The following is a 25,969-nucleotide window of genomic DNA, read 5'->3' on the forward strand; positions in this document are numbered from 1 at the left end:
GCTAGCAAATGAACCGATGCCTCGCGCGCAACGCCGGCGTTATGATGGCAAGCGCGCGCTTATGCCTCGAGGAATCCCTGCTCTTCGAGATAGCGAATTATCTTGCGTGCATTCTCTTCCGGCATCACATCCGTGGTTGTCAGCACCAGCTCAGGATTGAGCGGCGGCTCATACGGATCATCGATGCCGGTAAACCCGCGCAATTCACCACGGCGCGCCTTGGCATATAACCCCTTGACATCACGTTGTTCGCAGACTTCGATCGGCGTATCGACAAACACTTCGATAAACTGGTCGCTGCCGATCATAGCCCGGCACTCATTCCGTGCTGTTCGATAGGGGCTGACCGCAGCGCAAATCACTGCGCCACCAGCCTTAACTACTGCACTGGCGACAAAGCCGATCCGCAAGATATTGGTATCGCGATCCTCACGCGAAAAGCCTAATCCCTTCGACAAATGGGTTCGCACTACATCGCCGTCGAGCACTGTCGGCATCCTGCCCCGCTCGAGCAGCAGCACGTTGAGGATCGCGGCAATCGTTGACTTGCCGGCCCCGCTCAAACCGGTAAACCAGACACAGAAGCCCTGCCGGTGACGCGGCGGGTACATTTGACGCAGAATTTCGGCAGTCTCAGGGCGGGTGAACCATTCAGGCAGCAAGCGCCCTTTGGCTAGATACTCATCACGTACTTGCGTGCCTGAAATGCTGGCAATCTCGGCTCCCGGCGGCGCTTCATCCAACGTGACATACCGGCCTTCGCGCTTGAGATAGACAAGCTCGGTGAACGGGATCATCGTTACCCCTACCTCAGCGGCATACCGCGCCAACAGCTCTTGCGCCTCGTAGGGGCCATAGAATGGCTTGCCGTAACTATCGTTGCCCGGCCCGGCATGGTCGCGGCCAACAATAAAATGGTTAGCACCATAGTTCCGGCGAATGATCGCATGCCAGACAGCTTCACGCGGGCCGGCCATGCGCATCGCTAACGGCAAGAGGCTCAACAGCGTGCGCGATGGGTCGTAGTATTTGTCGACCAGCAGCCGGTAGCTGCGCACGCGGGTGAAATGATCGACATCGCCGGGCTTGGTCATCCCGACTACCGGATGGATGAGCAGGCTGCCATCAACCTGCGCGGCGGCCCGTTTAGTCAGCTCTTCATGGATCCGGTGCATCGGGTTGCGGGTCTGAAAAGCCACCACATTGGCCCGTCCCATCGCGTTCAAAAGCCGGCGCACTTCGGCTGGGGTGTGGCGCAGATCGGTAAAGTCATAGTAGCGCGGCAAATTCAACACGCGCAATCGTCCGGCAGCGTAAAACTTGCCCCACCGCACCATTTCGGCCACCAATGGATGGCGTGGGTCGGTCGTTTTTAATACGGCCAACGCTTCCCGCTCGGCATCCCAGCGATAAATCTCGCTTAGCTCCATAATCGCCAGCGGATTGTTATGCACATCGCGCAGCAAGATCCGATCGCTACCAAAATGGCTCTGCTCGACCGGTAACGTCACCGGGATCGGCCAGAGCGTGCCGTCAGCTAGGCGCATCTCTTCAAGCACCCGCTCGTAGTCGGCTTGACCCATAAAGCCGGTTAGCGGCGAAAACCCGCCCGTAGCGAGCAATTCGAGATCGCAAAGACTGCGCATCGAAATCTGGATTGAGGGCAAGCGGGTCGCTTCTTCCAACAATGCAGCACGCTCCTCCACTGGTACGACCAGATCGATCAAGCGTCCGCCATAAGGCGGGATGAGCAGGGGATCGTGGTTCATCATGTGAGTCTATCCTAATTGAGGCTGTACTATAAGGCACAGCATGTCGATACGTAAGTATTGTGACGTTTCGCCTATCTGCAACCACAACTCGCGCACCAGCTTGCTAGTGCGGAGCAATTCAAGCACGGTTACAAAGCGATAGATTGCATGCAATTGCGCCAACGCAATGCCCAATGCTTCGCTCAACAGACGGTGATCAACCGCCGCTGGATCGCTTGGTGTAGCGATCCGGTCATACAGCAAAACGATGCTGCCCGGACGAACGTGCGTAATCAACCGTTCCGCTCACCGCTCAGATGGTTGGGCCAGCTAATCTTCGATATGTGCCGTCCAACCGCCAATATCACAGCCAACCAACCGCGTACCAAGCCACGAGCTGTACCAATGGCTGCCGTCAGGCGGGCGAAAGAGGGACGCACCGTATGGTGCCACCGCCTGCTGGGTTAAGCGCAGCTCACGCCAACGTTGAGCGTAGGAAATCTTGGTCATGCGCACGCGATGAAAGGTGTAATTGCCAATTGCATAGCCGCCCGCCGCGATTCGGGCCACCAGATCGCGCCGCTCGACTGCATGTTGCCCGACCAGAAAAAAGTGGCGCGCACCTGATGCACACCTAGCCGATCGAGGATGAGCGGCGGTAAAACAGGTGCGCCCCATCAGCAAACGTGAGCGCTACCACCGATGCAGTCGTCTCGCCCCGTACCAGCACACCAAAAGGGCGTTGCGCCAACGGCGCTAGCCAACACCGGACCGCCCTTGGGCGGGATTGACCTGACGATTGTGGGGAAGCCATCACCCGGTTACTCCTCAAGGTGCAGTGCTTGCAAGAAGTGCTCCGGCAATGTAACTGACCAGCCTCTCGGTCCCATCAGCCACCGCTTCACTGCCGGTTGCGTAATACCACAGTAGCATTCGCCAGCACTACAACACGACAATCTTTGCCCGTAAGGGGCCTTGGATCGATCGGGTCGCATTGCGCGTATCCACCACCACCGGCGCCAACGTCACGATCCGCTCGTAATCAAACGCGCGATGGTTCGTGACAATCACTGCGCAATCACATTGGCGCAAGAGATCATCGGTTAACGGCACCGTGCGCATCCGGCGACCATCGTGCAGCTCGAATTCGTCAATATGCGGATCGCACGGAATCACCGTAGCACCATCAGCCACCAAGAGATCGTAGACTTTGAAAGCCGGCGACTCACGGTAATCATCCACATCGGGCTTATAAGCCACGCCAAGCAACACAATTGCGCTGCCATTGAGTGGCTTGCGCGCGCGATTGAGCGCACGCACCACCAGATCACGCACGTGGCGCGGCATCTGCGTATTAATCTCACCGGCGAGCTCAATAAACCGCGTAGTGAGATCATACGCACGCGCCTTCCACGTTAGATAGAAGGGGTCGATCGGAATGCAATGGCCGCCAAGGCCCGGGCCGGGCGTGAACTTCATAAAGCCATACGGCTTGGTTGCCGCCGCTTCGATCACCTCCCACACATTGAGGCCCATGCGATCGCACAGCAACGCCAGCTCGTTGACCAGCGCAATATTGACCGCGCGAAAGACATTCTCGAACAACTTGGTGAGTTCGGCCACATCAGGCGAACTGACTGGCACCACCCGGCTGGTAATGTAGCCGTAGAAGGCGCTGGCTAGCTCGGTGCAATGCGCCGTCACCCCACCGACGACCTTCGGCGTATTTTCAACGCTAAAGCCTTGGCTGCTGGTCTGGCCGGGATCAATCCGTTCAGGCGAAAACGCGAGAAAAATCTGTTCGCCGACCCGCAACCCGTTGCGTTCAATCCGCGGCAAAATTAGCTCGCGGGTTGTGCCGGGGTAGGTGGTGCTCTCAAGGATAACCAATTGGCCGGGCCGAATGCTGGCCGCCACATTCTCGCTCGCCGCTTCGATGTAGCGCATATCAGGCTCGCGGGTTGGATTAAGCGGCGTAGGCACACAGATAACGAGAATGTCACATTCACGCATCCGGCGCACATCAGTCGTCGCCTCAATCAGGTTTCGTTCACGCAGCGCGACCAATGCGTCACTCGCGACATCGCCAATATAACTCTCGCCGCGATTAATCCGTGCTACTCGCTCGGCGCTGACATCAAAACCCAAGACCGCAAAACCGGCCCGGCCAGCCCGTTCAGCCAGCGGCAAACCGACATACCCAAGGCCAATCACGCCAACTTTTGCGCTACGACCGTGGATACGATTCATTAATTCGTGAACCATGAGCGACAATCTCCGTTTGACGGTGGCCTCATTCCACAGCCGCTCATTATAGACGAGATGGCCAATCCGAACGCAAGCCTAGCGCTGCGCATCAACCAAGCGGCGTATAGGTCGTCTGCCATGGCAAGAGCGGTCGTACCACCCCAGCAATGTTACCGCCCCAATCACCGCGCGCCGAATCGCCTTCAAGACTATCGATCACTTGAAACGCGACCGCATCGCGTTCGGCAAATTGACCCATCGGCGGGTCGAGTGTCGTCAACCCGGCTTCGACGTACAACAACCCCTCAGCTAAGAAATTGCCGGGGATCGTCACCCGCGCCCAATAATGGCCGGGAGGACGGGGCCGGCGACGCCAAGCCGGATCAAGATCAAACGTGGTTAAGACTGCCACACTATCTTCGTTATACAGGCGAAAATAGGGCTGCAACACGTACCCACCGATCGTGACAACAAACTCCATCTCAAGCGTCACCGGTGTGCGAATGTCAATGGTATCGCTGATGTCGCCATCAACATCTCGCACCCGCACCGCTCGCAGATGGGCAATATCGTGACCCGGCGCTTTGTCACGGTGGGGCCAGACCCGCTCGGCGATCGAATGCTCGCCTTTGCCAAGATACACGCCCACAACCTGCTGTGCCGGTCCATCAGCCGCTACCTTCCCCTGATTGAGCAAAATCACACGCTGGCACATGCGCAAAATCGACTGCATACTGTGCGAGACAAACAAAACCGTCCGCCCCTGCTGGCCGACATCTTGCATCTTGTTGAGGCACTTCTTCTGAAAGCGGGCATCGCCAACCGCCAGCACCTCGTCAACAATCAGAATTTCTGGTTCAAGATGGGCAGCAACCGCAAACGCCAAGCGCACGTACATCCCCGATGAGTAGAACTTGACCGGCGTGTCGATAAATTGCTCGACCTCGGCAAAATCAACGATAGCATCAAAATTGCGTTCGATCTCGCGCTTACGCATACCAAGAATCGCGCCATTCAGATAGATATTCTCGCGTCCGGTCAATTCGGGGTGAAAGCCGGTGCCAACTTCGAGCAGCGAGGCTACCCGACCGTACAGTTCGGCCCGTCCGCGCGTCGGCTCGGTAATGCGTGAGAGCACCTTGAGCAACGTGCTCTTGCCGGCGCCGTTGCGGCCAATGATGCCAACCAGCTCACCCTGTTTAATCTCAAACGAAACATCGTCGAGCGCCCACAGTTCCTTGTACGCACTTGCGGGGCCTTTGCGAAACCAATCCGTGATGGTATCGCGCAGAGTGGTGTAGCCGGTAATCCGATGCTTGACAGCGCCGATCCGGTATTGCTTCGCCAGATGTTGAGCGCGAATTGCGTAACTCATAGCGTTAGATCAGGTCTGCGAATTTGCGTTCTGCCGCTTGGAAATACAGCCATCCGGTCATAAAGATGGTCAGAGCAACCGTCACCGAGATCAGCATCGCCAAACTCGGCGCTTGCGTACCGAGCAATGCCCAGCGAAACCCTTCCACTACGCCAACCATCGGGTTGAGAGCATACACCAACTGCCACGGCCCTTGGATCAAGCTGGTCGGGTAAACGACTGGCGTGGCAAAGAGCCAGAGCTGGATCATAAACGGCGTCGCATGGCGCACGTCACGGTATTTGACGTGAATGGCCGATAACCAGTAACCGACGCCGAGCGCCGTCAGCATAGCCAACACCAAAAACATCGGCAAGAGGAATATGGCTGGCGTTGGCGGCCATTGAAACCAGAGCAATAACACCAGCAGAATGACAAAGGCTAGTCCAAAATCGACCAAGCCTGAACCGATAGTCGCTGTGGGAATGAGGATGCGCGGGAAGTACACTTTCCGCACAATCCCGGCATTGATAACCAGACTGTTCGCCGCCTGCGTGACAGTGTTCGCAAAGAACTGCCATGGCAACAAGCCGGCAAGATTAAAGAGCGGGTAGGGTATGCCGTTGGTACTGATCCCGGCCAGCCGGCCAAAGATCACGGTAAACACGACCAGTTGCAAGACCGGCTGAATAATCGCCCAGCTTGCTCCGAGCAGCGTTTGCTTGTAACGCACCTTCACGTCGCGCCAAACAAGGAAGAAGAGCAATTCGCGGTAGAACCATAGTTCCCGCCAGTTAAACTGCCACCAGCCCCTCTGCGGTTCGATAATCGTTGGAGTATGTGAACTATCTGATGGCAGTGTGGAGTTTGTCACCCCGGTGATCGATGTGGTCGGCGGTTCCAATGCTGCCATATATGATGATATCCTTGCGACACGTCCATTCGGGCCGCAACTAATCGCGATGTGAGCAGGGGCGGATGTTGGCAGGTCGGTTCACATCAACCAAACGATACTAATAAAGACGTTGTAGCTTGCCTCTTTGCGTAGCATAGCCGGTTCTAGACGATTGTGCAATTACAATTTCGTCAATCATACCAACGCTGTCAATCAGCAAGCAAGGATTAATCAGGCGCAACCAGTTGGGCTGTAAATCTGGTATCATACCAATAGCACCTTCATCACACCGCTACTAACAAAAATGAAAGGTAGTCTATTCTATGGCTTATGCAGCCCTGATTGGCGCTGAAGTCAAGCGCCGTGAAGACCCGCGCCTTCTTCGGGGGCAGGGCACGTATGTGAGCGACTTGCGCCTGCCGGGGATGTTGTATGTCGCCATTACCCGCAGCCCGTATGCCCATGCCCGAATTGTGGCCATTGATAAGGCAGCCGCGCTAGCGATGCCTGAAGTGGTGGCTGTCTACACCGGTGCCGACCTACTCGACTACTGTCAGCCGCTCCCACTGGCAAGTTCAGGGGAGGGGGGCAGTGGGCCACAACGCTACACCGGTCGAACTCGCTACGCTTTAGCAGTTGAACGCGCACGCTATGTTGGCGAGGCAGTCGCCGCCGTGATTGCTCGCACCCCAGAGGCTGCGCTCGATGCGGCACTGGCCTTGCCCATCGAATGGGAACCGCTGCCGGCAGTGGTTGATCCGCTCGCCGCCATTGCCCCCGACGCGCCGATCATCTTCGATGGCTTGCCCGACAATATTGATCATCGCCGCCGCCGCCAGAAGGGTGATGTCGAGGCCGCGTTCGCCGCCGCCCATCGCATTGTGCGCCAACGCATGGTCAATCAGCGCCTGCTCGGCTTCCCGATGGAGGGGCGCGCAGTGGTGGCCGCCCCTGATCCGGCAAGCGATGGCGTGACCGTATGGACGAGTACCCAAACGCCACATCAGGTGCGCGGCGAGATCGCTAAGGTGATCGGCCTCGACGAAAATCGGGTGCGCGTGATCGCACCGGATGTTGGCGGCGGGTTTGGCGTTAAGATCGGTATTTACCCCGAAGAAGCTATCTTAGCCGCACTAGCCCGTCAGCTCAATGCCCCGTTGCGCTGGATCGAGCATCGTCTCGAAAACGTGCAAGCGACAACCCACGGACGCGGGCAGATTTGTGACATCGAGGCTGCTGTTACTGTCAAAGGCGAAGTGACGGCATTGCGGATGCGGATTGTGGCCGATCTTGGCGCGTACCCGCTCGCCCCCGGCTTGCCCGATTTGACTACCGCAATGGCGGTTGGCGTTTACAAGATTCCCGTCATCGATCTCGAAGCGATCTGTGTCTACACCAATACCACACCGGTGGCCGCCTATCGTGGTGCAGGCCGGCCTGAAGCTGCCTATTACATTGAGCGACTCATGGATCTGGTCGCGGCAGAGCTAGGGTTAGACCCAGCGGAAGTACGTCGACGCAACTTTATTCCGCCCGATGCCTTCCCCTACAAGACGCCGACCGGCCTAACGTATGATAGTGGCGAGTATGACCGCGCCCTCACCAAAGCCCTATCGCTTGCGAAGTACGAGCAGTTGCGCGCCGAGCAGTCCGCCCGCCGCGTCGCCGGCGACCGTATGCTGCTTGGTATCGGCATTGCCTGCTATGTCGAAATGTGCGGCTTCGGCCCCTATGAAAGCGCCCAAATCAAGGTTGAACCGAGCGGTACGGTAACGGTCACGACTGGCATTTCGCCGCACGGGCAAGGCACGGCGACCACGTTTGCCCAGATCGTCGCCGACCAGATCGGGGCCGATTTCGAGCGGATTGTGGTCAAACACAGCGACACCGCAATCACGCCGATGGGGGTTGGTACAATGGGATCGCGCTCGCTGGCCGTTGGCGGTGCAGCGCTGGTGCGGGCTGCGGCCAAAGTACGCGAGAAGGCGTGTCAGATTGCTGCGGCGATGCTCGAGGCCAGTGTGGCCGACATCGAATTGCACGAGGGCCGCTATCGCGTGCGTGGTGTGCCTGATCGCGCATTGACTCTCACCGAGATTGCACGTCGGGCGTACAGTAACAAGTTGCCGCCCGAACTCGACCCCGGCCTCGAAGCGGTAGACTACTTCCGTCCGCCCGACTTGATTTATCCCTTTGGTGCGCACGTCGCCGTAGTCGAGGTTGATCGCGAAACCGGCCACATCCGTATCCGCGAGTACTACTCGGTTGATGATTGCGGGCCGCGCATTAGTCCGCTAATCGTCACCGGTCAGGTACACGGCGGGTTGGCCCAAGGTATTGCCCAAGCCCTGCTTGAAGAGGTAGTATACGATGCCAACGGCCAGTTGCTTAGCGGCACGCTGATGGATTACGCGCTGCCGCGGGCCGATCTCTTCCCGCCGTTTACGGTTGACAAGACCGAAACGCCGACTCCGCTGAACCCGCTGGGGGTCAAGGGGATCGGCGAAGCGGCGACGATTGGCTCGACGCCGGCTATTGCCAATGCGGTGATCGATGCGCTGGCGCCGTTCGGCGTGCGCCATATCGACATCCCGCTTCGTTCGGAAAAGGTGTGGCGGGCGATGAATCTTTTGTAAGGCGCAAAGCGGGCCGAGGCGCAGAGGAGGTTTAACGCAAAGGACGCAAACGCAAAGGGCGCAAAGGGCGCAGAGGTTGCGAAAATGGGAAAGAGCGCGTCCTGCCTATTAACCCTCTGCGTTCCCCGCGCCCGCTGTGGTATACCCCTAATCGAGGAGATCAACCGTGTCTAACATGCTCCGTGAATCACCATACCCGATGGTCAGCATCGCCGATGCCACGGCGATGATCATGGCGCACGCCCAACCACTGGGCGGCGAAGAGATTGACGCGCTCACCGCGCTGGGCCGAGTGCTGGCCACCGATATTGCCGCGCCAGAAGACATTCCCGACGTGCCCAAAGCGGCCATGGACGGCTACGCTCTCCGGGCCGGCGATGGCCTCGCCCCACGCCGCGTGGTGGGTGAATTGACCGCCGGCGGCGATACGACGGTGGCGCTTGGCCCCGGCGAAGCGACCCGAATTATGACCGGCGCACCGATGCCACCCGGCGCTGACGCAATGATTCCGGTTGAGCTGACCGAAGAGCGTGATAGGATGCTCTATATCAAGCGCGAGCTGAAGCCCGGCGACTATGTGCATGTGGTCGGGCAAGATGTCGCTCGCGGTCAGATTGCCCTTACCACTGGCACGACGCTGGGCGCGGCTGAGATTGGCATCCTCGCTACCCTCGGCATCACTCGTATCACTGCTTACCGCCGACCACGAGTCGCCGTGCTCGCTACCGGCGATGAGGTGGTCGAGCCGGGTGAAACCCGACCGGGCGGCGCAGTGCGCGATAGCAATCGCTACGCGCTGATGGCGGCTGTACGCGAAGCCGGCTGCGAGCCGATCTCGCTCGGCATTGCCCGCGATGACATTGCCGTGCAGCGCCAAGCCATTTTGCGCGGCCTTGAGCAGGCCGATGTCTTGATCACTAGTGGCGGCGTAAGCATGGGTACCCGCGACCTTATCAAGCCGCTGCTGGCCGAACTCGGCACCGTTCACTTTGGCCGCATCGCCTTCAAACCGGGTAAGCCCACCACCTTCGCCACTGTGAACGGCAAGCTCGTCTTTGGTCTGCCGGGATTCCCCGTCTCGTCATTGGTCTCGTTTGAAGTCTTTGTCCGTCCGGCCCTGCGCGCGCTGCAAGGCGATGCTAACCCGTTCCGCCCGCACGTCGAAGTGACGTTGGCAAGCCCGATCACCCCGGCCTCCGACCGGCCTGAATACCAGCGTATCATCGTCACCTACCGCCAAGGCCGGCTCTTCGCTACCAGCACTGGCGGCCAAAGTAGCTCGCGCATCCTCTCGCTGCGCGGGGCCAATGGCCTCCTACTCGTGCCTGCCGGCGAGACCGTCTACCCGGTTGGCAGTGTGCTGCCGGCGCTGATCACTGGCCCGCTTCTGAGCGAAGGATAACCCGTGGAATATGATGCCGTGTTACTCAGGGTATGGCAGCAAGAGCCGGAACCATGGCCCGGTCCGCTGACCTATCTGGGGTTGGCGTTGTTGCTGGTCGCTGTCATTATGACGCTGTATAGCCGGCGTCGCAAATAACGATTGCCTTGGTATGGCATGCGGCAGTCTTACCGTTCTAGACGTTGGCGTGCGGCAGTGAAACTGCCGCATCCCCTCCCCGGTGCTCGTGCTCGCCAAGTAATGGTATGATTGAGCCTTACTCACGCCCGCCTAATCGCCTGAGCGCAACGAGCGACAAGATGCAGATACGTGTACCCAAGGCTATCACCATGACAACTACCCTCACCGTCACCACCAGCACCACCCAATACCCGGTCGTCATCGGCGCAGGAGTGTTGGCGACCCTCGCCGACCGGCTGGCCGCGCTCGGCCTGCGCGGTACGTTGTGGCTGATCGCCGACGAGCATCTGGCGGCGGTCGCCGAGCAGACGGCAGCAACGCTGCGCGCCGCCGGCTACTGCGTGCATACCATGACCGTTCCGTCGGGGGAAACCAGCAAGTCATTCGCCGAACTACACCGGCTCTACGATTGGATGATCGGGAACGGTATTGAACGGCGCGATACGGTACTCGCGCTCGGCGGCGGCGTGATCGGCGATCTGGCCGGCTTCGCCGCGGCGACCGTCTTGCGCGGCGTCGCACTGGTGCAATTACCAAGCACTTTGTTGGCAATGGTGGATGCGGCAGTGGGCGGTAAGACCGGGATTAATCACCCCTTGGGCAAGAACCTGATCGGTGCGTTCCATCAACCACGATTGGTGCTAGCCGACACTAACCTGTTGGCAACCCTGCCACCCCGCGAACTACGTGCCGGCTGGGCCGAGGTGATCAAGCACGGTGTCATCCGCGACGCCGACCTGTTTGCCGCCCTCGAAGACCTCGCTGCCGCGCGCGGCTGGCACACCACCAACCCCGCTAGCTGGCATGCTGCCGATGCCGAATTGACAGCGCACCTGACCAACATTATCGCCCGTGCTGTTGCAGTCAAGGTTGAGGTCGTTTCAATCGATGAATTCGAGCGCGGCGAGCGGATGACGCTCAATTATGGCCACACTATCGGCCACGCGGTCGAGCAACTGCTTGGCTACCGTCTGCTGCACGGTGAATGCGTTGCGATTGGTATGGATGCAGCGGCGCGGATCGCGGTCGTGCTCGGTATGTGTGCGCCAGAGCTAGTCGAACGGCAACGCGCCTTGCTCGCCGCTTACGGCCTCGCCACTACAATGCCGCCAGATATTGACCGCGCTGCGATCTTGGCTCTCATCACGCGCGACAAAAAAGTGCAGGCCGGCAAGGTGCGCTGGGTGTTACCAACCGCCATCGGGCAAGTCACCGTGCGCAGCGATGTGCCTATCGACGTGATCGAGGCGGTGTTATCGTCGGCGCCGGTGGCGTAGGGATAGAGCGTTGCTCTATCCCCCTACGCTACCGCTTTCGCCTGCACAATCTCGCGCACCGTCACAAAATTCTCGGCGGTGCAAGCCAGCAGAAATGGCGGCCCACTCTTGCGGTAGAGGGTCATTTGGCGCTGCCGTTCATCAACTTCAACCTTCGCCACATCGCACCAGCGAATCGCATCACCAGTGCGCATCAGCAACCCTGCCCCCATCGCTGAACGCCGGCCACTGAACAGCAAGCCAACTCGCACCAGTTTCAAAAAGGCGTTCGTGCGCCCGCTGACTTTCGCCTGTACACCCTCTTCGTCAAGCTGAAAATGCTGCTCGTACCCAACGAGGGTGAACACCAGCATTACCACTACCAATAATCCCAGAATCACGCCGCCGGTCACCGCCATGACCTGCAAGGCGACTTGCCACCGATTCTGCTCGGTAATGGCAGCCAGAAATAGCCCTAGCAACACGATCGGGACACCAAATGCAATCCCAAGTTGTTGCCATATCAATCGATTCCGAAATGGCGACGCATTAACGTTCCATTCGAGGAGTAGTTTGGCATGATTCACAGCAGCCTCTCTTCCCGTGCAGACCGGTTTATGGCCTGCACGATACATGAACGAGAGACCGCTGAAAAGGGGAACGTTGTCAACCGTTAGCAGATATGTTACGACGGTGCCTGACGCTCTCATCCCATTTCCAGCTCGCGCCGGCCTAATGTGCTCATACGACCCCACATCACTGCCAACGCTGCCACGGCAAACGGCATCAGCTCAACAGTTGCCATCAACGCCACATCCTCGGCAAGCGTCGTCTCTTCGTCGAGGAAGCGCAGCACACGCTGGATCGGGTTATGACGGAACAGATTGGCAAAAAAGCGATGCCCCGGTGTGCGGCCCGCATCGAGCACATTGAGCAGCACGCTATCCATCCACGCATGGCGGTTGAAGCGCGGTTGTGGGTAGAACGGGTGGCCGTGCTTAAGCAAACTCTCAACAATCTGCCGCGTCTGCCATTGAATGCGTTGGAAGGTATAGCCAGTAGACGGCTTGCTCATCCCGCCGGCGGTGCCGATATTGAGCACGTGAGGGCTAGGACGCAACGGCAGCGGTACATCGCTCATCGGGATGACGCCATATTCGATGTGGGTAATCTCGTACCGGTCGATCCCTAACTGTTCAGCAATGTACCGCTGCAAGCCGGCTTCATACTCGGCTTGGCTGACCAATTGTGGCGAAAAGATAGTGTACTCGACAAGTGCAGTATGGGTATCGAACGGCAATACGTAGCCAAACCGCACATCGTTTGACTGCGGGATGCGAAAGTCCATAAAGGTAGCTGCTTCGGCGTCGAACACCGGTTGCGGGGTCGTGATCACCCACCCTTTAAAATGCTGCAACCACGAATGATAGCCGGGAGGCGCTGGCATCGGTCGATACACACTGTTGAAGCCAAATCGTGCCGTATAGGTCTTCCCGCCAACAGTGACCGCCACCCCGTTAGGCACGTCAATAAACCGCTCGACCGTGCCTTGCAGGCGGGTAATCTGCGGACGCTGCGCCATCCATTCTTCAACAAAACGATAAAAATCGATCCCCTGTATCAACTTGTACTGATACGGAGCGATCGCCAATCGCGCTGACCAGTGTTTGTCGTACAGCCAAAGATGATCCCAGCGTCGTGACACCACTGCTTCAAATGGGCCGGTTCCTATTTCCCAAAAGCACCATGTGCGATCGTTGCGCCGCATTTGGTTGGGGTCTATCAAGAGGATCGTGTGTTCGGCCAGTGCGCTCTGCCCAAGGTGATAGGCCAAACTGAGACCGGCGGCACCGGCGCCGGCAATGATGTAATCGTAGTCCATACGCCCTGTTCTCCCTGCGGCCATTTGGCCTGCCCTCTTTGCATTATAACCCGGAGTGCTATACTAAAAGCGGCAAGATCGACCCAATGCTGGTCGATTGGCCCATTCGTCGCCTATCTTTAAGAGGTTTTGTATGGGAGCAGTCATCAACGCCAGCGTTCGCCTACGAGAGGGCCTTCACTTTACCGCCGTCGCCAATTCAGGCCGCCCGATTGAACTCGATAGCCCCCATGAGGGCAATACAGATCTGGTCGGTCCTTCGCCAATGGAGACGGTGCTTATGGCGTTGGCCGGTTGTTCAGCAATGGACGTGATCAGCATTTTGCGAAAAAAGCGCCAACCGGTGGCCGGGCTGGAAGTGCGCGCCCAAGGGGTGCGCGGCGACGAGTACCCTAAACCGTACACCGAAATCGAGCTGGTCTACCGCTGCGCCGGTGAGGTTGATCCGGCGGCGCTCGAACGCGCGATCGAGTTGTCACGCGACCGCTATTGCCCAGTCTGGCGTATGCTTGGCGCCACGGTGGATATTCGCTATCGCTACGAGATCGTGCCGTCGTTGGATGAGGCAAACTAGCGCGTTCCAGTCGGCAGCACCGAGACGGCCCAGCGGGCCGTCTTTTTTACCCCACCACCCTTCGCCCGCTGTTCACGCTCCTGTCTACGCTCTTGTTGATGCACGCCTGTTATGCTGCTTGACGTGAACAAGCTATGCTGAACAGGAGCACTAACTGTATGACGTGGATTATTGACGCTTCCCACTCGACTGTGACCTTTTCGGTTCGCCACATGATGATCTCGAAGGTGCGTGGCCGCTTTAGCCGGTTTGACGGCACGGTCCATTTTGATGAGCAGAACCCGGCCAATTCGTCGGTCAATGTCACCATCGACGCGACCAGCATCGACACCCGCGACGAGCGGCGCGACGGTCACCTGATGTCGCCCGACTTCCTCGATGTCGCCAACTATCCAACGATCACGTTTGCCAGCAAGCGAGTTGAGATCATTGATGAGACGCATGGCCGCATTATCGGCGATCTGACCATCCGCGGCGTCACTCGCGAAGTGACTCTTGAGGTTGAATACAACGGCCAATCGAAGTCGCCGTGGGGCACGATCAGCGCCGGCTTTAGCGCCAGCACCAAGATCAACCGCAAAGACTGGGGCCTGACGTGGAATGTCGCGTTGGAGACGGGTGGCGTACTGGTTGGCGACGAGGTGACCATCGAGATCGAGATCGAGATCGTCAAGCAGGTGCCGCAAGAGGAGTCGGTCGCAGCGTAAGCCACTGGTCCATTATCCCGTCGCTACAGTGGGAACACAAAAAACTGGTATACTTGATCATGAAGCCGCGTGACGCGGCTTCGTTCGTGGAACATATCTGGTGAGGAGGCTATGTCGCTGCAACCTATCGTCGTCTACGGCACCAACTGGTGTCCTGATTGTCGCCGCGCTCAGCGTGTGCTTGACCAGCATGGCGCGCCGTATACGTACATCAACATCGAACACGATCCGGACGCAGCCGAGTTTGTCGTGAAGGTCAACAACGGCAATCAGAGTGTGCCGACGATCGTCTTCCCTGATGGTTCGATTTTGGTGGAGCCATCGAACCGGGCTTTGCAAGAGAAATTGAGCCAGTTGGCGTAATTGGTAGGGGCAGAGCGCTGCTCTATCCGCATCAGGCAGAGCAGCGCTCGTTGCTGAAGCGGGCACAGCAGCAGGGCACAGCGGCGCTGTGCCCGTACTGTTTCCTGTTTAGTGTTCCTCAGAACGTTTGGCTGTTTGTGCGCTGTAGGTGCTCTCGAAAATCTTATCAGCGTTGCCGGCCTCAAATCCTTCGCGGCGATGTTCGCGACGCAGTTCGTGCGATGGTAGATTAGCAAAGGCATCAAGCGGGCGCCGCTCGGCAAATTCGACATACGACCCCGCAATTTGGTGGCGCTCGCCGCCGGCGAATTCGGCCCAGATCATCTCGGCGACGGTGCTCGACTGTAACAGTTTGCCATCGGGGCTGACCTTAATCTTGCCGCCGGCGTCGTTGAGCTTGAAGCCGTGCCGTTCAAGGAAGGCGTTGAAATCGGCAATGGTGTTGTAGCCGTTAGGTAAATTATGCACCGTAATCGTAAAGTGATTGAGGTAGTAGCGGTTGTAGATCACCCACGCGGCATACTCACTCTCGACGGCCAAGCGTTGATAATCGGCCCACGTGGGCAAGCGCCAGAGCGGACGGTGCAGGAAGTCATCTACCCGCGCCGCATCATCCAAATCGAGCGAATCAACCGGATCAGCGGTCACTTCATCGGTATAGCTGCGAATAATAGCTGCCGCTTCCGGCGAAAGATCGCTAACACGCAACTCAGAGATGAAGATGCGCGGCAGATCAGGGCGTGGCGGAGAGTACCAGAAGGCATCGAGCTTCTTGGCCGGGAAGTGATAGCGGTCGCGCCGCTCGTAACCGTAGTGCAGAAAAATCTTCTCGAGCGAGCGAATGCCAAGCTGCGGTACTCCCATCGTGCGGAACGCGATATGGTCATTCTCGATCTCTTCAGGGGAAGCAATAATCCCTTCGGCGACCATCGCCTGCGCGATAGCAGTCACATCCGGCACCCGCTCACGGTAACGGCGCATCAGTCCAGCTAATACCTGCTCGAAGATGTAGATGCGGTCAGTGGTTGTCGTCGTCATAGCTCCTCGCCTACAATAATCACCACCACACCGGCGTGGTGGCATATTCATAGTGGTATCTTACCTTACCACCGGAGCTATGCGGTATCGGTCAAAAGTTGCACTCGACGGGGCCAAGCCATCACATATGGGCAGAGCAGCGCTCTGCCTCTTACGACACCGCCACCACCGAATAGATCAACGGCAGCCAAACTCGCACCTCGGTACCGTGGCCGGGACGTGAAATAATCGTCACCTGCCCATCGAGCGCCGCCGCCCGCTCGCGCATCTGGCGTAACCCCAAATGGCCAGCCGGTGGCTCTTCGCCGGGATTAAAACCAACCCCATCATCACGCACGTGAATAATCAGACCATGATCGCGCACGCCGAGTTTCACCCATACCCGGCGCGCTTGGGCGTGTTTCGCCGTATTGTTTAACGCCTCCTGCACAAACCGAAACGCCGCCAATTCCAATACTGGCGGCAGATCGGGCGGTAGTTCGTTCAAATCAATGCTAATATCCCAGTCGTTTTGCTCGGCGAACTCAGCCACAAACCGGCGTAGGGCACCGGTAAAGCCGAGTTGACCAATTTCAATTGGGCGAAGGGCAAAGATCGCGCGCCGCAATTCTTCTATCTGCGCCCGCAGATTGGCTTTGAACGTGGCAAATTCTTCACGGAGTCGGGCCGGGTCTTGTTCAAGCCAATCTTCCCACAAATTGATCCGCATGCGCATGAAAGCCAGCGACTGGGCCACACCATCATGCAGATCACGAGCGATACGGGTTCGTTCGGCACTGATTGCCCGTTCAACTGCTGCCACACTCGCGATAGCTCGATCACGCCGCCGACTATTTACGATCGCTTCAGCCAGCTCGCTGGCAACCGTCGCGAGTAAGGGTTGACGCGCTTCGTACAGTGCAGTTTCACCCTCCTTGAGAAACGCTTCGATCCAACCGATGGGCTGCACTTGCCGTTCGGCAAGGGGGAGAATAAGACAAGATGCCCAACCGCACAGGTGTTGCGGCCGCAATATCGTTGGCTGTGCCGGCAAGGTTGGCATTATCCGTAAGCCAAATGCCGCTCGTGCTCGTTCGAGGGCGCCAGCATCGATGCCGGTCACCCGTGCCGTATACGGCTGGCCCTGCTCATCGGTTAGCACAATCGTCGCTGCGGCAGCATCGACCAACCGCGCCGGCAGCGTGATCGCGTAATCAAGTACCTCATCAAGCGTAGCACTTGATGCTACGCGCTGGTTAATCTCGTACAACAGTTCTAGCCGCTCGTTACTCTCGCGCAACGCTTCGAGCATCCGCGCTTCGTTCGAGATCCGCTCACGCTCTTGCCGGATCGCCCAACTGAACACGATCCAAATCGCGGCAAACGCGAGCACCCCCCATACAATCGGATCAACCGCCCGCCCAGCCGGTGTCTCCATTGCTGTATCAAACAATAATCCTTCAACCAGCCGGGTGAGTGCAAACAGCAACCCGACCACCGCTGCAAACGGCCAGCGCAGCCGAACGAGTAATTCGATAGTGTTCCGCGGCGGCGATTTCATGGGTAGCTCACTAGCACTCGTTCAAACGCTCGATAGTGTAATGGCAACGCCTGCTCAAGATGTCGGTCAGCCACTGCCCATGTATGTGCGCCATCGGGCAAGGCAGCTACCGGCACAGCGTTTGCGATACCCAACGTCGCCAATGCGCGCAAGAGATACTCGCCGCGGTAGAAATTAGAACCCCACGGCTCGATATGTTCAGGGCCGTATTGTATCATCCACGTAATTCGTCGCAGTGCCGCCCGATCAGCTTGTAGTAACAGGCAAACCGGATTATGCATACGCATACGTTCCGGGTCACGCGGACGCCCAAGCGCCGGATCGAACATCGTCGCGTTGAGCAGGGTATCGTAGCGCCGCGCCATTCGCCCGCCGTCGCTGGCATACGGAAACGAGCCATCGTAGGCGCTGACGCTGACAAACAGCTCAGGGCGGAGCGCCACTGCCTTGACTGCCATATAGCCACCGAGCGAGAACCCGGTCAGTGCCCGCGCTGCTGGATGCGCACCGAATTCGCGCTCTAATAACGGCAACACCTCATCGAAAAAGAAGGTGGCGAAGCGGCCACTGCCAACACCGGGGGCATCGGCTAGCGCCGGCGCGACAAAATCGGCCAACAAACCGGGAATGCGATTATCGGCGCTCGCCAAACCGGGCATTGCCAACAACAACGGCCCCACCTCACCGCGCGCCCGTACCCGCTCGTAGACATCAATCGCGCTGCCGATCCGGCTCTCATCTTCACGCCGGTTGACCCACTCGCGCTCGTGGCCGCGCAGCAAATAGACCACTGGCAGCGGCGGCCCGTCTGGCTGATAATCTGGCGGCGCATAAACATACATCCGCCCGGTCACACCTAACGCTGCGCTCGGCCATTCCAACAGGCGAGCGCGTGGATCAATCTCCATACTCCTGCTCCGGTCTTCACGTTGATGCTAAACGCAAAGGCGCAAGGATGCAAAGCTACGCTAAGGCCCAGAGAGTGCACCTAGTATGTCCCCCCCACCTCACACCCTTCGCTCCCTTCGCGCTCTGGGCCCTTTGCGTTAGGCCGACATTGCACTCTGCGCGCTTTTCGGCACTACTTGCTTTGGCTCGCACGCGGGGGTAAAGTGTGCTACATGTATAGGCCCAGCGTTCCACCAAAGACTTGAGGACGCCCAACTTGCGTATATCTTCCTCACCCCCAACACCCTTCGCGCTCTGTGCATCTTTGCATTTCCCATCCTTCGCACCCTTCGCGCTCTATGTGCCTTTGCGTTGCTTCCTTTACGCCTTAGCCCCCCCGCACCTAAACCTCAGCGATGGCCTGCCGCGATTTAGCCTGTTCGCGCAAAATAAACTTCTGAATTTTGCCGGTCGAAGTCTTCGGCAACGGCCCAAAGGTAAACTTCTTTGGAATCTTATAACTCGCCAACAACTGCCGACAATGCTGTTGCAACTCCTCTTCCGTCACAGAAGCCCCCTCGCGCAATTCGATAAACGCATGCGGCACTTCACCCCACTTCGGATCAGGGGCTGCCACTACCGCCGCTAGCATCACCGCCGGATGCTTATACAGCGCATCCTCAACCTCGATCGACGAAATGTTTTCACCGCCCGAAATGATAATATCCTTTGCCCGATCGGTAATCTTGATGTAGCCATCGGGATGCACCACTGCCAGATCGCCAGAATGGAACCAACCACCCCGAAACGCCATTTCAGTCGCCGATGGGTTCTTGAGATAACCTTTCATCACAATATTACCGCGGAACATGACCTCACCCATCGTCTCGCCATCCCACGGCACCGGCTTCATCGTCACCGGATCGAGCACACTAATCGCCTCTTCAGCATGATAATTCACCCCCTGCCGCCCATTCAAACGCGCCTGCTCTTCAATCGGCAGTGATACCCACGCTGGTTGCTTGGCGCACACCGCCGCCGGGCCATAGGTCTCGGTCAGACCGTACACGTGGGTAATGTCAAAGCCAAGCTCAGTCATCGCCTGCAGCACCGCCACCGGCGGCGGTGCTGCCGCAATTAATCCGCTCACCTTATGCGTACCTTGACCGGCGCGCCAGTGGGCCGGCGCATGATTAGCAATCAGCGAATGGACAATCGGCGCGCCACAGTAGTGCGTCACGCGATACTGTTCAATCGCGTGCCAAATCAACTTGGCATCCACCTTCCGCAAACAGATGTTCGTCCCCGCGTTCGCCGCCATCGTCCACGGGAAGCACCAGCCATTGCAATGGAACATCGGCAGCGTCCACAGATAAACGGCATGATGCGGCATTCCCCACGAAACGATATTCGAGAGTGCATTGAGATACGCCCCGCGATGGTGATAGACCACGCCTTTAGGATTAGCGGTCGTGCCCGACGTATAATTGAGCGAAATCGCCTCCCACTCATCAGCGGGATAGATCAGCTCGAACTGCGGATCGCCACTCGCCAGAAATTGCTCATAATCGAGCGCACCAAGCCGGTCACCGGGGCCAGTGTACTCTGGATCATCCACATCGATCACCAACAACGAACGGCCCAACCGGTCAAGCGCGTCTTTCACCACCGGGGCAAACTCGCGGTCGGTGATCAACACCTTGGCTTCGCCGTGATCAAGAATAAACGCGATGGTCGCTGCATCGAGCCGGACATTAATCGTATTGAGTACCGCACCGGCGCCGGGCACGCCGAAATGGCACTCGTACATCTCTGGCGTATTGCTCAGCACAGCCGCCACCGTATCGCCGTGACCAACCCCGGCGGCGCGTAGAGCCGACGCCAATCGCCGTACACGCTCATAGACCTGTACCCACGTATAGCGACGCTCGCCGTGGATTACTGCCGGCAACTGCGGATGCACCAGCGCTGCCCGTTTCAGAAACGACAATGGCGTCAGCGGCACATAATTCGCAGCGTTTTTCTCCAATCCGATGTCGTAGATGTTACCCATGACCTCCTCCTGCGCTCGCGCTGTGGCATGCGCTGCACCACCCATGCAACAGCCAACAGCGAATCACACCTTCGCGGTTTTACTTTTAGATCCAAATGATATGTATAGTATCTCCTATAACCCGCCCCCACGCAAGTAAGAGCATAGCGGTGCAATGCCCCCAGCCAGCCAGTAGAGACGGCGCAGTACGCTGCTCACAGTTAGTACGATCCGTCTGCCGCTCTGCCCCAACTAGGCCGTAAGGGCAGAGTGCTGCTCTGCCCCCACTTCCCGCTCACATTAACGAATCTCTATCGCAAGACCGATTGACAACGTGATCAAACGGTGTATACTTCACATACGGGTTACGGGGATGCTCTGGTTTCGACAGGGAGTGAACGTCGTAGACTGCAGGTCGTGCCGCCCAGTCACGTAAAAGGGGCAAGGCAATAACTGCCAACAATAACACTCGGGTTCAGCCTCGGCTGGCCCTCGCTGCCTAAGAGATTTGGCAGCGCGCTCCCCGCAGCTCCCCCGATGGCTGCGGCTTGAGCGTCATGAGTCGGGTGCTCCGGTAGCGCTCGCCTAAGCGCGACCGGCTAAGACAATAGGCTGGCCCACCGGTCGCTCTGCCACTCGCGCGACCACGGGCGAGATAAAGCGAGGGGCTAAACCTGTAGATGTCTACGATCTAGCTTTCTGGACGGGGGTTCGACTCCCCCCATCTCCACCAATCAAGGGTTGTGAGGCTTCACAGCACGCAGGGCGATCAGATGATCGTCCTGCGTGTTGGTTTTACTGCGCTCACCCCACCCCCTCTCCCGCAAACGCGGGGCGTAACGGCAGGCCGAGTTGAGTTGGTACTCGTTGCCAATCCCTCTCCCGCAGGCGCGGGGCGTAACGGACGGGCGGCTAGAGACGTGGCCTGAGACGATCCCCTCTCCCGCAGGTGCGGGATGAAACGCCACGGCGCGAAGCAAGCCAAGACGCAGAGGGATGAAACGCCACGGCGCGAAGGACGCAAAGGGCGAAAAGGAGTTTTGAATGAGGAGCATCCTTGACGCCCTCGGCGGTAAATGTCTTACCCCATCCCTTACCCCTCCCCTATGTTCGGGCCTTTTGTGTCTTTTTGTGGCTATGCCTCTCAGCAGCTTGCTCGCTCCCGCCGTCAGGTAGGTGTGGGGACTAAGAAGGTGAGAGACGAAAACTCAAATTCCCCTATCCATGTGACCGTACATGTCACAACGCCCTGCTATCCTGTACATAGCCGAATCGCACGACGACATATCGTAATTTTAGAACTAGGCTGCAACCCTGCGGTCAGGTATGCTAATTACAACAGCGTTGCGGTGCCTGTGACCATCAGCATCTCGTAAAGGAGCTTGTATGGCCACCCAACCACCCGATCCTTCTCCTATCCCACCCCACCATTTCGCGACGCGCTGGCTCGGACGTGCGCTCTTGCAAACGCCAGAACTTGTTGTCTTACTACCCTGTATGGTGTGGATTAAAGTTACCGGCTGGTCACCGGTAGCGTTAACGTTTGGCGCATTGAGCGGTCTTTGGTTTCTTGCTCGTTATCTGCTGTTATGGCGCGCCTGGCAGCACTTTCAGAACGGACACTACCACAAAGTCACTGCTTTGGCCAGCACCGCGCACCGCATGTACCCCTACTCCGCGGAGGTGTACTGGCTGTTGGGTATTAACGCGTTACAACGCAATCGCATCAAATTAGCTGTTGAGTATCTCCAGCAGGCTTGCCGGCTTGATCAGGATAACCCTAAGTTCTACGCTGCGCTAGCTGCTGCGCATGTCTTAGCCGAAGAAACGGACGCAGCACTCCGCTGTGCGCGGTATGCGCGCTATTTGCAACAAAGCATGTCTGAGGCAACTATGACTCTGAGTAATTGCGCTAAAGAGGATCGGCAGATCGAGAACTATTTGCGCGCTGCGCTCCCCTATGCCCGCCGCCCATCTGATCGCGCCGTCATCTATTGCGCGCTCGTCGACCACTTACTCAAGACTGGGCGACGCACCGAAGCGGTCTCCTACCTTGCACAAGCGATCCGGCTGGCCCCGGCTTGTCCGCCTGCCACTCGCAGCTCATTGCACTACCAGCTTGGTACGCTGCTTTGGCAGTGCGGCGAAACTGAAATGGCCAACGAGCAATTCCGCACCAGCCTGAAGGTTGACCCGCACGGCCTGTATGCCGCCAAAGCATGGCGTGCAGCGACGCTTGGCCTTGCCGATCAGGCAGCGACGCCGGATTGCGGGCAGCCACAGGCACGCGGCGAGGTCATTGAGTTTGCACCGGAACAGGAAAAAGTTTCAAACTCGGCGTAGCACGAGCAATCGGCTCAGTCACCTAACAACCGGAAGGAAATAGCGCATATTACTATCATCACGCGCTCGTCAACAGAATCGAAAGGCCAACGAGGAAAAGAATGATCACCTCCTTGTTGGCCCGATTCGTTTATTCGTTTACTCATTCCCCCATTCGTTGGATATAATCGAGCGGGTTTTGGTTCACCCACCGGCCATCGCGCCAGACCCATACCTGATAGTCGAGGTGCGGCCCGCTCGACATACCGGTCGAACCGATGTAGCCGATCAGATCACCGGGATTGACCCACTGCCCATCGCTGACCGCAAAGCCGGCAAGGTGAGCGTAGCCGGTGCGGTACTGCTCATTCGTCACCCAAATGTGATTGCCGGCTGGCCAGCTCTCGCGCGTCAACGTCACGCGCCCGGCATGGGTCGCATACACCGGTTGGTTCCACGTCCCTTCGGGATCAGCTTTGCCGTCGCCATCGCTATCAAGGGCGAGATCGATCGCACCCCAGACGCTAGCCGGCGCATGCGTCCCCACCCCATATCCTTGCGTTATCACCGTATGAGCTGCCCGCAACGGGTTGCCGCTTGGCACGAGCGCCGCATCGAAGCCGCGTCCTTGGGGCTGGGCCACACCGACTAACGCCTGAGCCGGCGCTGCTGCCGCATTGGCAACACTCGCCTCGCCAGCGCCCACCGGGCCGCGCCAGCCGCTCAACACGCGCCGGTTACTGTTGGCCATGCCGAGTAAGACAAAGGCAGCGAGCGCGATGATAAAGATGATTGCGATGTTCCGCATAGAACTTCTGAGTGTATGGTTGCCAATACTATGATGGAGTGCGGCAGTTGCACTGCCGCATCAAGAACTAGTATCACCCCACGATGCCCTAGACACTTCATCATGGATTAGACCAGCGCAGCAAAAGCTGTAGACCAGCGTCTTCAGGTTTCACATCGTAGCGACAAGCGTCTGAGACCAAACCGGTACAACGCAATACCGCCACGTCGTGACCTCACGGCACCTGCCCGGCTCGCCACCGGTCAACAAGGCTCGTCACCACGGTAATATAGCCCTGCACATCATTCTCAAAGGACGGCGCGTAGATCGGAATCACGTCGGCTACCGTCTGCAAGCCACGCCCGCGGATATATTCCACGTCGATGAGGCGATACCAATCAGCAATCCCGGTCTCCCAATCGGGATAATCGCGGAAGCGGCCATAGCAGGTAGGATAGCCGGCGCAGATAATGTTGCCGACATTGTGGGTCGTGCTGCCATCTGGCTTGCGCCCGGCCCAATTGAGGTTGGTGCCCGCGCTGCTCTCGTGGATGAAGAACGCGACGGCGTAAGCCGGATCGATGTTATATTCAACACCCAGCCGGTACCAGATCTCGCCAGTGCCAGCCGCTGGCGAGTCGTAGCTGCGCAAAATCTGGTCGATCTGCGCCGGCGAGAGGCTAGGAGCAACGCGCAACCGGTGATCACCCGGTGACGGCATAGCAGCCAAAGCCATATTCGCGGTCACTTCCCGGCTGCCGATGCCGGTACGATTGTACTGAAAACTCAGAATTGGCGATGAGGGCGACACCATCCACGCAAGGGCGATCACCACCACACTTATCACCCCAACCACGGCCATGACCAGCGGGTGGCTGAACCAGCCAGCAACCGGTGACGGTGTGAATCGCCGCGCCGGTAGCGGCAATGCTATTTCTTCAGCAAACACCTTATCCGGCAACCGTTCGGCGAACGTGGTAGAGACAGAGCGAACAGGTTGCGCAGGCCGTTCGGCAACGGCTACCTCTGCTGTTGTGCGGGTGCGGGCTGGTTCGTATTGGACTGGCGTTAATGGCTCACGCGCCATCGGAGCCTGCGCTGCCCCGTATCCGCCGGCACCATTCTTCACCGGCGAGCAAGGGGTAGCGGCTATATCCGCTTGGGATGTACGTACCCCGAGCGTGGACATTGGTCGTGTACTGCCAGTTGGTGCGCTTGACCTACCTGCTTGCTCGGTACCACCACGCACCGACGCGCGATCTGGCACAGTACGGCGCGGTTGGGATGCGCTTGCCGAACGCACTGGCCGCTGAGCTCGCTCGTATGCTGCCCGTACATCGTCTGGCACGCGCAGACCGGGCAGCGCTTCTAGCGCGCGCACGCAGTGGGGCCGCTCGGCGAACGCCACGTCGAGATCGGCGGTCAGATCGGCCAGTGGTTGCGACGGAACGCGCTCGGTAGCCGGGTCTTCGATTGGGAAAAGCGGTTGACCCAATTTTCGAGGCCGCTTACGGTGAGGGTGCGCGCTCACTTGCTCCGCTCCTGCGCCAGCCGGTGCCACTCTTCCGGGGTGGGCAGACGAAACATGCCATCACGGTTGAGATAGACCAGTTGTTCGTGGTGGATGGTGACCAACAGATCGGCAAGACCGTCACCATCGATATCCTCTAATGATAATACCACAGGCGTCAGATCTTCGTGTAACCCAAACAGATAGGGGCCTTGCCACGTCTGCGCTTGGGCCGGATCGCCGCCGGGGAAGGCAACGATCACCACCTGCCGGTCGAGATTCATCGCAATGAAGCGCGACGGCTGGCCAACCCGCTCCGCAGGCAAGCCCGCGTAGCCGGTGAGATGCGTGGTGCGCGGACGCCCATACCGCCAATCGTCGATTATGATACGACCAAAGTCGGCGACAGTTCCCACAACGACAATCAAGGCCGCCACTGCCAACACCGTCACCATCCCTTTGATGATACGACCAGCCGCATCTACGCGCCGCGTCGGTTGCAATTCTCGACTGGTGGTCGCCATGCCAGCCCTCCTTTCGCGATCATCACGTTGCGACCTGCCCTGCCGCACTACTCTTCCCGTGGCGCCGATCAGTGATGACCG

Annotated in this window: 23 protein-coding genes and 1 other RNA gene; 9 read left to right on the plus strand and 15 right to left on the minus strand. The window is 58.4% G+C overall.

The window, feature by feature from the left end:
- Window positions 1–59 precede the first annotated feature (59 nt).
- The 6 genes from Q1A00_RS00525 to Q1A00_RS00550 all read right to left on the minus strand — a co-directional run bounded on the left by Q1A00_RS00525 (window position 60) and on the right by Q1A00_RS00550 (window position 6,265).
- Entirely contained in the window at window positions 60–1,769 is a 1,710-nt protein-coding gene (locus tag Q1A00_RS00525) for a bifunctional sulfate adenylyltransferase/adenylylsulfate kinase (RefSeq protein WP_366144879.1), read from the minus strand.
- Between the two features lie 9 nt (window positions 1,770–1,778).
- On the minus strand, window positions 1,779–2,048 hold the full coding sequence (locus Q1A00_RS00530) for a hypothetical protein (protein ID WP_298404320.1): 270 nt from the start codon (window positions 2,046–2,048) through the stop codon (window positions 1,779–1,781).
- A 33-nt stretch (window positions 2,049–2,081) separates the two neighbouring features.
- Window positions 2,082–2,429 carry a polysaccharide deacetylase family protein gene (locus Q1A00_RS00535; RefSeq protein ID WP_298404322.1) on the minus strand — a complete coding sequence of 116 codons (348 nt, stop codon included), beginning with the start codon at window positions 2,427–2,429 and terminating at the stop codon, window positions 2,082–2,084.
- Window positions 2,430–2,693: 264 nt separating this feature from the next.
- Entirely contained in the window at window positions 2,694–4,016 is a 1,323-nt protein-coding gene (locus tag Q1A00_RS00540; protein ID WP_298483068.1) for a nucleotide sugar dehydrogenase, read from the minus strand.
- 91 nt (window positions 4,017–4,107) lie between these two features.
- Entirely contained in the window at window positions 4,108–5,373 is a 1,266-nt protein-coding gene (locus tag Q1A00_RS00545) for an ABC transporter ATP-binding protein (protein WP_298404328.1), read from the minus strand.
- A gap of 4 nt (window positions 5,374–5,377) precedes the next feature.
- Window positions 5,378–6,265, minus strand: coding sequence for an ABC transporter permease (locus Q1A00_RS00550; RefSeq protein WP_298404330.1), 888 nt, complete (start codon window positions 6,263–6,265; stop codon window positions 5,378–5,380).
- A gap of 305 nt (window positions 6,266–6,570) precedes the next feature.
- Between Q1A00_RS00550 and Q1A00_RS00555 the strand changes: the two genes are divergently transcribed.
- The 4 genes from Q1A00_RS00555 to aroB all read left to right on the plus strand — a co-directional run bounded on the left by Q1A00_RS00555 (window position 6,571) and on the right by aroB (window position 11,742).
- Complete coding sequence (locus Q1A00_RS00555; RefSeq protein WP_298404332.1) at window positions 6,571–8,883, plus strand: molybdopterin cofactor-binding domain-containing protein; 2,313 nt, start codon at window positions 6,571–6,573, stop codon at window positions 8,881–8,883.
- Between the two features lie 175 nt (window positions 8,884–9,058).
- On the plus strand, window positions 9,059–10,285 hold the full coding sequence (gene glp / locus Q1A00_RS00560) for a gephyrin-like molybdotransferase Glp (protein WP_298404663.1): 1,227 nt from the start codon (window positions 9,059–9,061) through the stop codon (window positions 10,283–10,285).
- A gap of 3 nt (window positions 10,286–10,288) precedes the next feature.
- On the plus strand, window positions 10,289–10,423 hold the full coding sequence (locus Q1A00_RS00565; RefSeq protein ID WP_298404333.1) for a hypothetical protein: 135 nt from the start codon (window positions 10,289–10,291) through the stop codon (window positions 10,421–10,423).
- Window positions 10,424–10,614: 191 nt separating this feature from the next.
- Window positions 10,615–11,742, plus strand: coding sequence for a 3-dehydroquinate synthase (gene aroB, locus Q1A00_RS00570; protein ID WP_298404336.1), 1,128 nt, complete (start codon window positions 10,615–10,617; stop codon window positions 11,740–11,742).
- 23 nt (window positions 11,743–11,765) lie between these two features.
- Here aroB and Q1A00_RS00575 read toward each other — a convergent pair whose 3' ends face one another.
- Together Q1A00_RS00575 and Q1A00_RS00580 are read right to left on the minus strand one after the other, a co-directional pair.
- On the minus strand, window positions 11,766–12,308 hold the full coding sequence (locus tag Q1A00_RS00575) for a hypothetical protein (RefSeq protein ID WP_299754762.1): 543 nt from the start codon (window positions 12,306–12,308) through the stop codon (window positions 11,766–11,768).
- Between the two features lie 119 nt (window positions 12,309–12,427).
- Window positions 12,428–13,603 (minus strand): lycopene cyclase family protein, encoded by a 1,176-nt coding sequence (locus tag Q1A00_RS00580; protein WP_298404342.1) that lies wholly within the window; start codon window positions 13,601–13,603, stop codon window positions 12,428–12,430.
- Window positions 13,604–13,736: 133 nt separating this feature from the next.
- Between Q1A00_RS00580 and Q1A00_RS00585 the strand changes: the two genes are divergently transcribed.
- The 3 genes from Q1A00_RS00585 (at window position 13,737) to Q1A00_RS00595 (ending at window position 15,247) form a co-directional block, all read left to right on the plus strand.
- Entirely contained in the window at window positions 13,737–14,177 is a 441-nt protein-coding gene (locus tag Q1A00_RS00585) for an OsmC family protein (protein ID WP_298404345.1), read from the plus strand.
- Between the two features lie 158 nt (window positions 14,178–14,335).
- Window positions 14,336–14,884 (plus strand): YceI family protein, encoded by a 549-nt coding sequence (locus tag Q1A00_RS00590; protein WP_298404349.1) that lies wholly within the window; start codon window positions 14,336–14,338, stop codon window positions 14,882–14,884.
- 111 nt (window positions 14,885–14,995) lie between these two features.
- Window positions 14,996–15,247, plus strand: coding sequence for a mycoredoxin (locus Q1A00_RS00595; protein ID WP_298404351.1), 252 nt, complete (start codon window positions 14,996–14,998; stop codon window positions 15,245–15,247).
- A 108-nt stretch (window positions 15,248–15,355) separates the two neighbouring features.
- Here Q1A00_RS00595 and Q1A00_RS00600 read toward each other — a convergent pair whose 3' ends face one another.
- The 4 genes from Q1A00_RS00600 to Q1A00_RS00615 form a co-directional block, all read right to left on the minus strand.
- Window positions 15,356–16,285, minus strand: a complete 930-nt coding sequence (locus Q1A00_RS00600; protein WP_298404354.1) for a DUF1338 domain-containing protein — start codon at window positions 16,283–16,285, stop codon at window positions 15,356–15,358.
- Between the two features lie 151 nt (window positions 16,286–16,436).
- Window positions 16,437–17,825 carry a sensor histidine kinase gene (locus tag Q1A00_RS00605; protein WP_299754768.1) on the minus strand — a complete coding sequence of 463 codons (1,389 nt, stop codon included), beginning with the start codon at window positions 17,823–17,825 and terminating at the stop codon, window positions 16,437–16,439.
- Window positions 17,822–18,733 (minus strand): alpha/beta hydrolase-fold protein, encoded by a 912-nt coding sequence (locus Q1A00_RS00610; protein ID WP_298404358.1) that lies wholly within the window; start codon window positions 18,731–18,733, stop codon window positions 17,822–17,824. Before Q1A00_RS00610 ends, Q1A00_RS00605 begins: the two co-directional genes overlap by 4 nt.
- 383 nt (window positions 18,734–19,116) lie before the next feature.
- The gene (locus tag Q1A00_RS00615) at window positions 19,117–20,766 is read right to left on the minus strand and encodes an acyl-CoA synthetase (RefSeq protein WP_298404361.1); all 1,650 of its coding nucleotides are present in this window, start codon (window positions 20,764–20,766) and stop codon (window positions 19,117–19,119) included.
- A 348-nt stretch (window positions 20,767–21,114) separates the two neighbouring features.
- Between Q1A00_RS00615 and ssrA the strand changes: the two genes are divergently transcribed.
- Window positions 21,115–21,478, plus strand: a transfer-messenger RNA (tmRNA) gene (gene ssrA, locus Q1A00_RS00620).
- A gap of 653 nt (window positions 21,479–22,131) precedes the next feature.
- On the plus strand, window positions 22,132–23,088 hold the full coding sequence (locus tag Q1A00_RS00625; protein ID WP_299754772.1) for a hypothetical protein: 957 nt from the start codon (window positions 22,132–22,134) through the stop codon (window positions 23,086–23,088).
- 142 nt (window positions 23,089–23,230) lie between these two features.
- Here the strand turns inward: Q1A00_RS00625 and Q1A00_RS00630 are convergent, their stop codons facing one another.
- The 3 genes from Q1A00_RS00630 to Q1A00_RS00640 all read right to left on the minus strand — a co-directional run bounded on the left by Q1A00_RS00630 (window position 23,231) and on the right by Q1A00_RS00640 (window position 25,888).
- Window positions 23,231–23,875, minus strand: a complete 645-nt coding sequence (locus Q1A00_RS00630) for a M23 family metallopeptidase (protein ID WP_298404367.1) — start codon at window positions 23,873–23,875, stop codon at window positions 23,231–23,233.
- 214 nt (window positions 23,876–24,089) lie between these two features.
- Window positions 24,090–25,385 carry a glucosaminidase domain-containing protein gene (locus Q1A00_RS00635; protein WP_299754775.1) on the minus strand — a complete coding sequence of 432 codons (1,296 nt, stop codon included), beginning with the start codon at window positions 25,383–25,385 and terminating at the stop codon, window positions 24,090–24,092.
- A complete protein-coding gene (locus Q1A00_RS00640; RefSeq protein WP_298404377.1) occupies window positions 25,382–25,888 on the minus strand; it encodes a hypothetical protein in 507 nt (168 codons plus the stop codon). Before Q1A00_RS00640 ends, Q1A00_RS00635 begins: the two co-directional genes overlap by 4 nt.
- Window positions 25,889–25,969: the final 81 nt, after the last annotated feature.

It is taken from the genome of uncultured Chloroflexus sp., assembly GCF_938091255.1.
Classification (GTDB): Bacteria; Chloroflexota; Chloroflexia; order Chloroflexales; family Chloroflexaceae; genus Chloroflexus.

Coding starts and splice junctions, on each gene's coding strand:
- Q1A00_RS00525 (WP_366144879.1), bottom strand. CDS start 1,769: ATGAACCACGATCCCCTGCTCATCCCGCCTTATGGCGGACGCTTGATC.
- Q1A00_RS00535 (WP_298404322.1), bottom strand. CDS start 2,429: ATGGGGCGCACCTGTTTTACCGCCGCTCATCCTCGATCGGCTAGGTGT.
- Q1A00_RS00540 (WP_298483068.1), bottom strand. CDS start 4,016: ATGGTTCACGAATTAATGAATCGTATCCACGGTCGTAGCGCAAAAGTT.
- Q1A00_RS00545 (WP_298404328.1), bottom strand. CDS start 5,373: ATGAGTTACGCAATTCGCGCTCAACATCTGGCGAAGCAATACCGGATC.
- Q1A00_RS00550 (WP_298404330.1), bottom strand. CDS start 6,265: ATGGCAGCATTGGAACCGCCGACCACATCGATCACCGGGGTGACAAAC.
- Q1A00_RS00555 (WP_298404332.1), top strand. CDS start 6,571: ATGGCTTATGCAGCCCTGATTGGCGCTGAAGTCAAGCGCCGTGAAGAC.
- glp (WP_298404663.1), top strand. CDS start 9,059: ATGCTCCGTGAATCACCATACCCGATGGTCAGCATCGCCGATGCCACG.
- aroB (WP_298404336.1), top strand. CDS start 10,615: ATGACAACTACCCTCACCGTCACCACCAGCACCACCCAATACCCGGTC.
- Q1A00_RS00580 (WP_298404342.1), bottom strand. CDS start 13,603: ATGGACTACGATTACATCATTGCCGGCGCCGGTGCCGCCGGTCTCAGT.
- Q1A00_RS00585 (WP_298404345.1), top strand. CDS start 13,737: ATGGGAGCAGTCATCAACGCCAGCGTTCGCCTACGAGAGGGCCTTCAC.
- Q1A00_RS00590 (WP_298404349.1), top strand. CDS start 14,336: ATGACGTGGATTATTGACGCTTCCCACTCGACTGTGACCTTTTCGGTT.
- Q1A00_RS00595 (WP_298404351.1), top strand. CDS start 14,996: ATGTCGCTGCAACCTATCGTCGTCTACGGCACCAACTGGTGTCCTGAT.
- Q1A00_RS00600 (WP_298404354.1), bottom strand. CDS start 16,285: ATGACGACGACAACCACTGACCGCATCTACATCTTCGAGCAGGTATTA.
- Q1A00_RS00605 (WP_299754768.1), bottom strand. CDS start 17,825: ATGAAATCGCCGCCGCGGAACACTATCGAATTACTCGTTCGGCTGCGC.
- Q1A00_RS00610 (WP_298404358.1), bottom strand. CDS start 18,733: ATGGAGATTGATCCACGCGCTCGCCTGTTGGAATGGCCGAGCGCAGCG.
- Q1A00_RS00615 (WP_298404361.1), bottom strand. CDS start 20,766: ATGGGTAACATCTACGACATCGGATTGGAGAAAAACGCTGCGAATTAT.
- Q1A00_RS00625 (WP_299754772.1), top strand. CDS start 22,132: ATGGCCACCCAACCACCCGATCCTTCTCCTATCCCACCCCACCATTTC.
- Q1A00_RS00630 (WP_298404367.1), bottom strand. CDS start 23,875: ATGCGGAACATCGCAATCATCTTTATCATCGCGCTCGCTGCCTTTGTC.
- Q1A00_RS00640 (WP_298404377.1), bottom strand. CDS start 25,888: ATGGCGACCACCAGTCGAGAATTGCAACCGACGCGGCGCGTAGATGCG.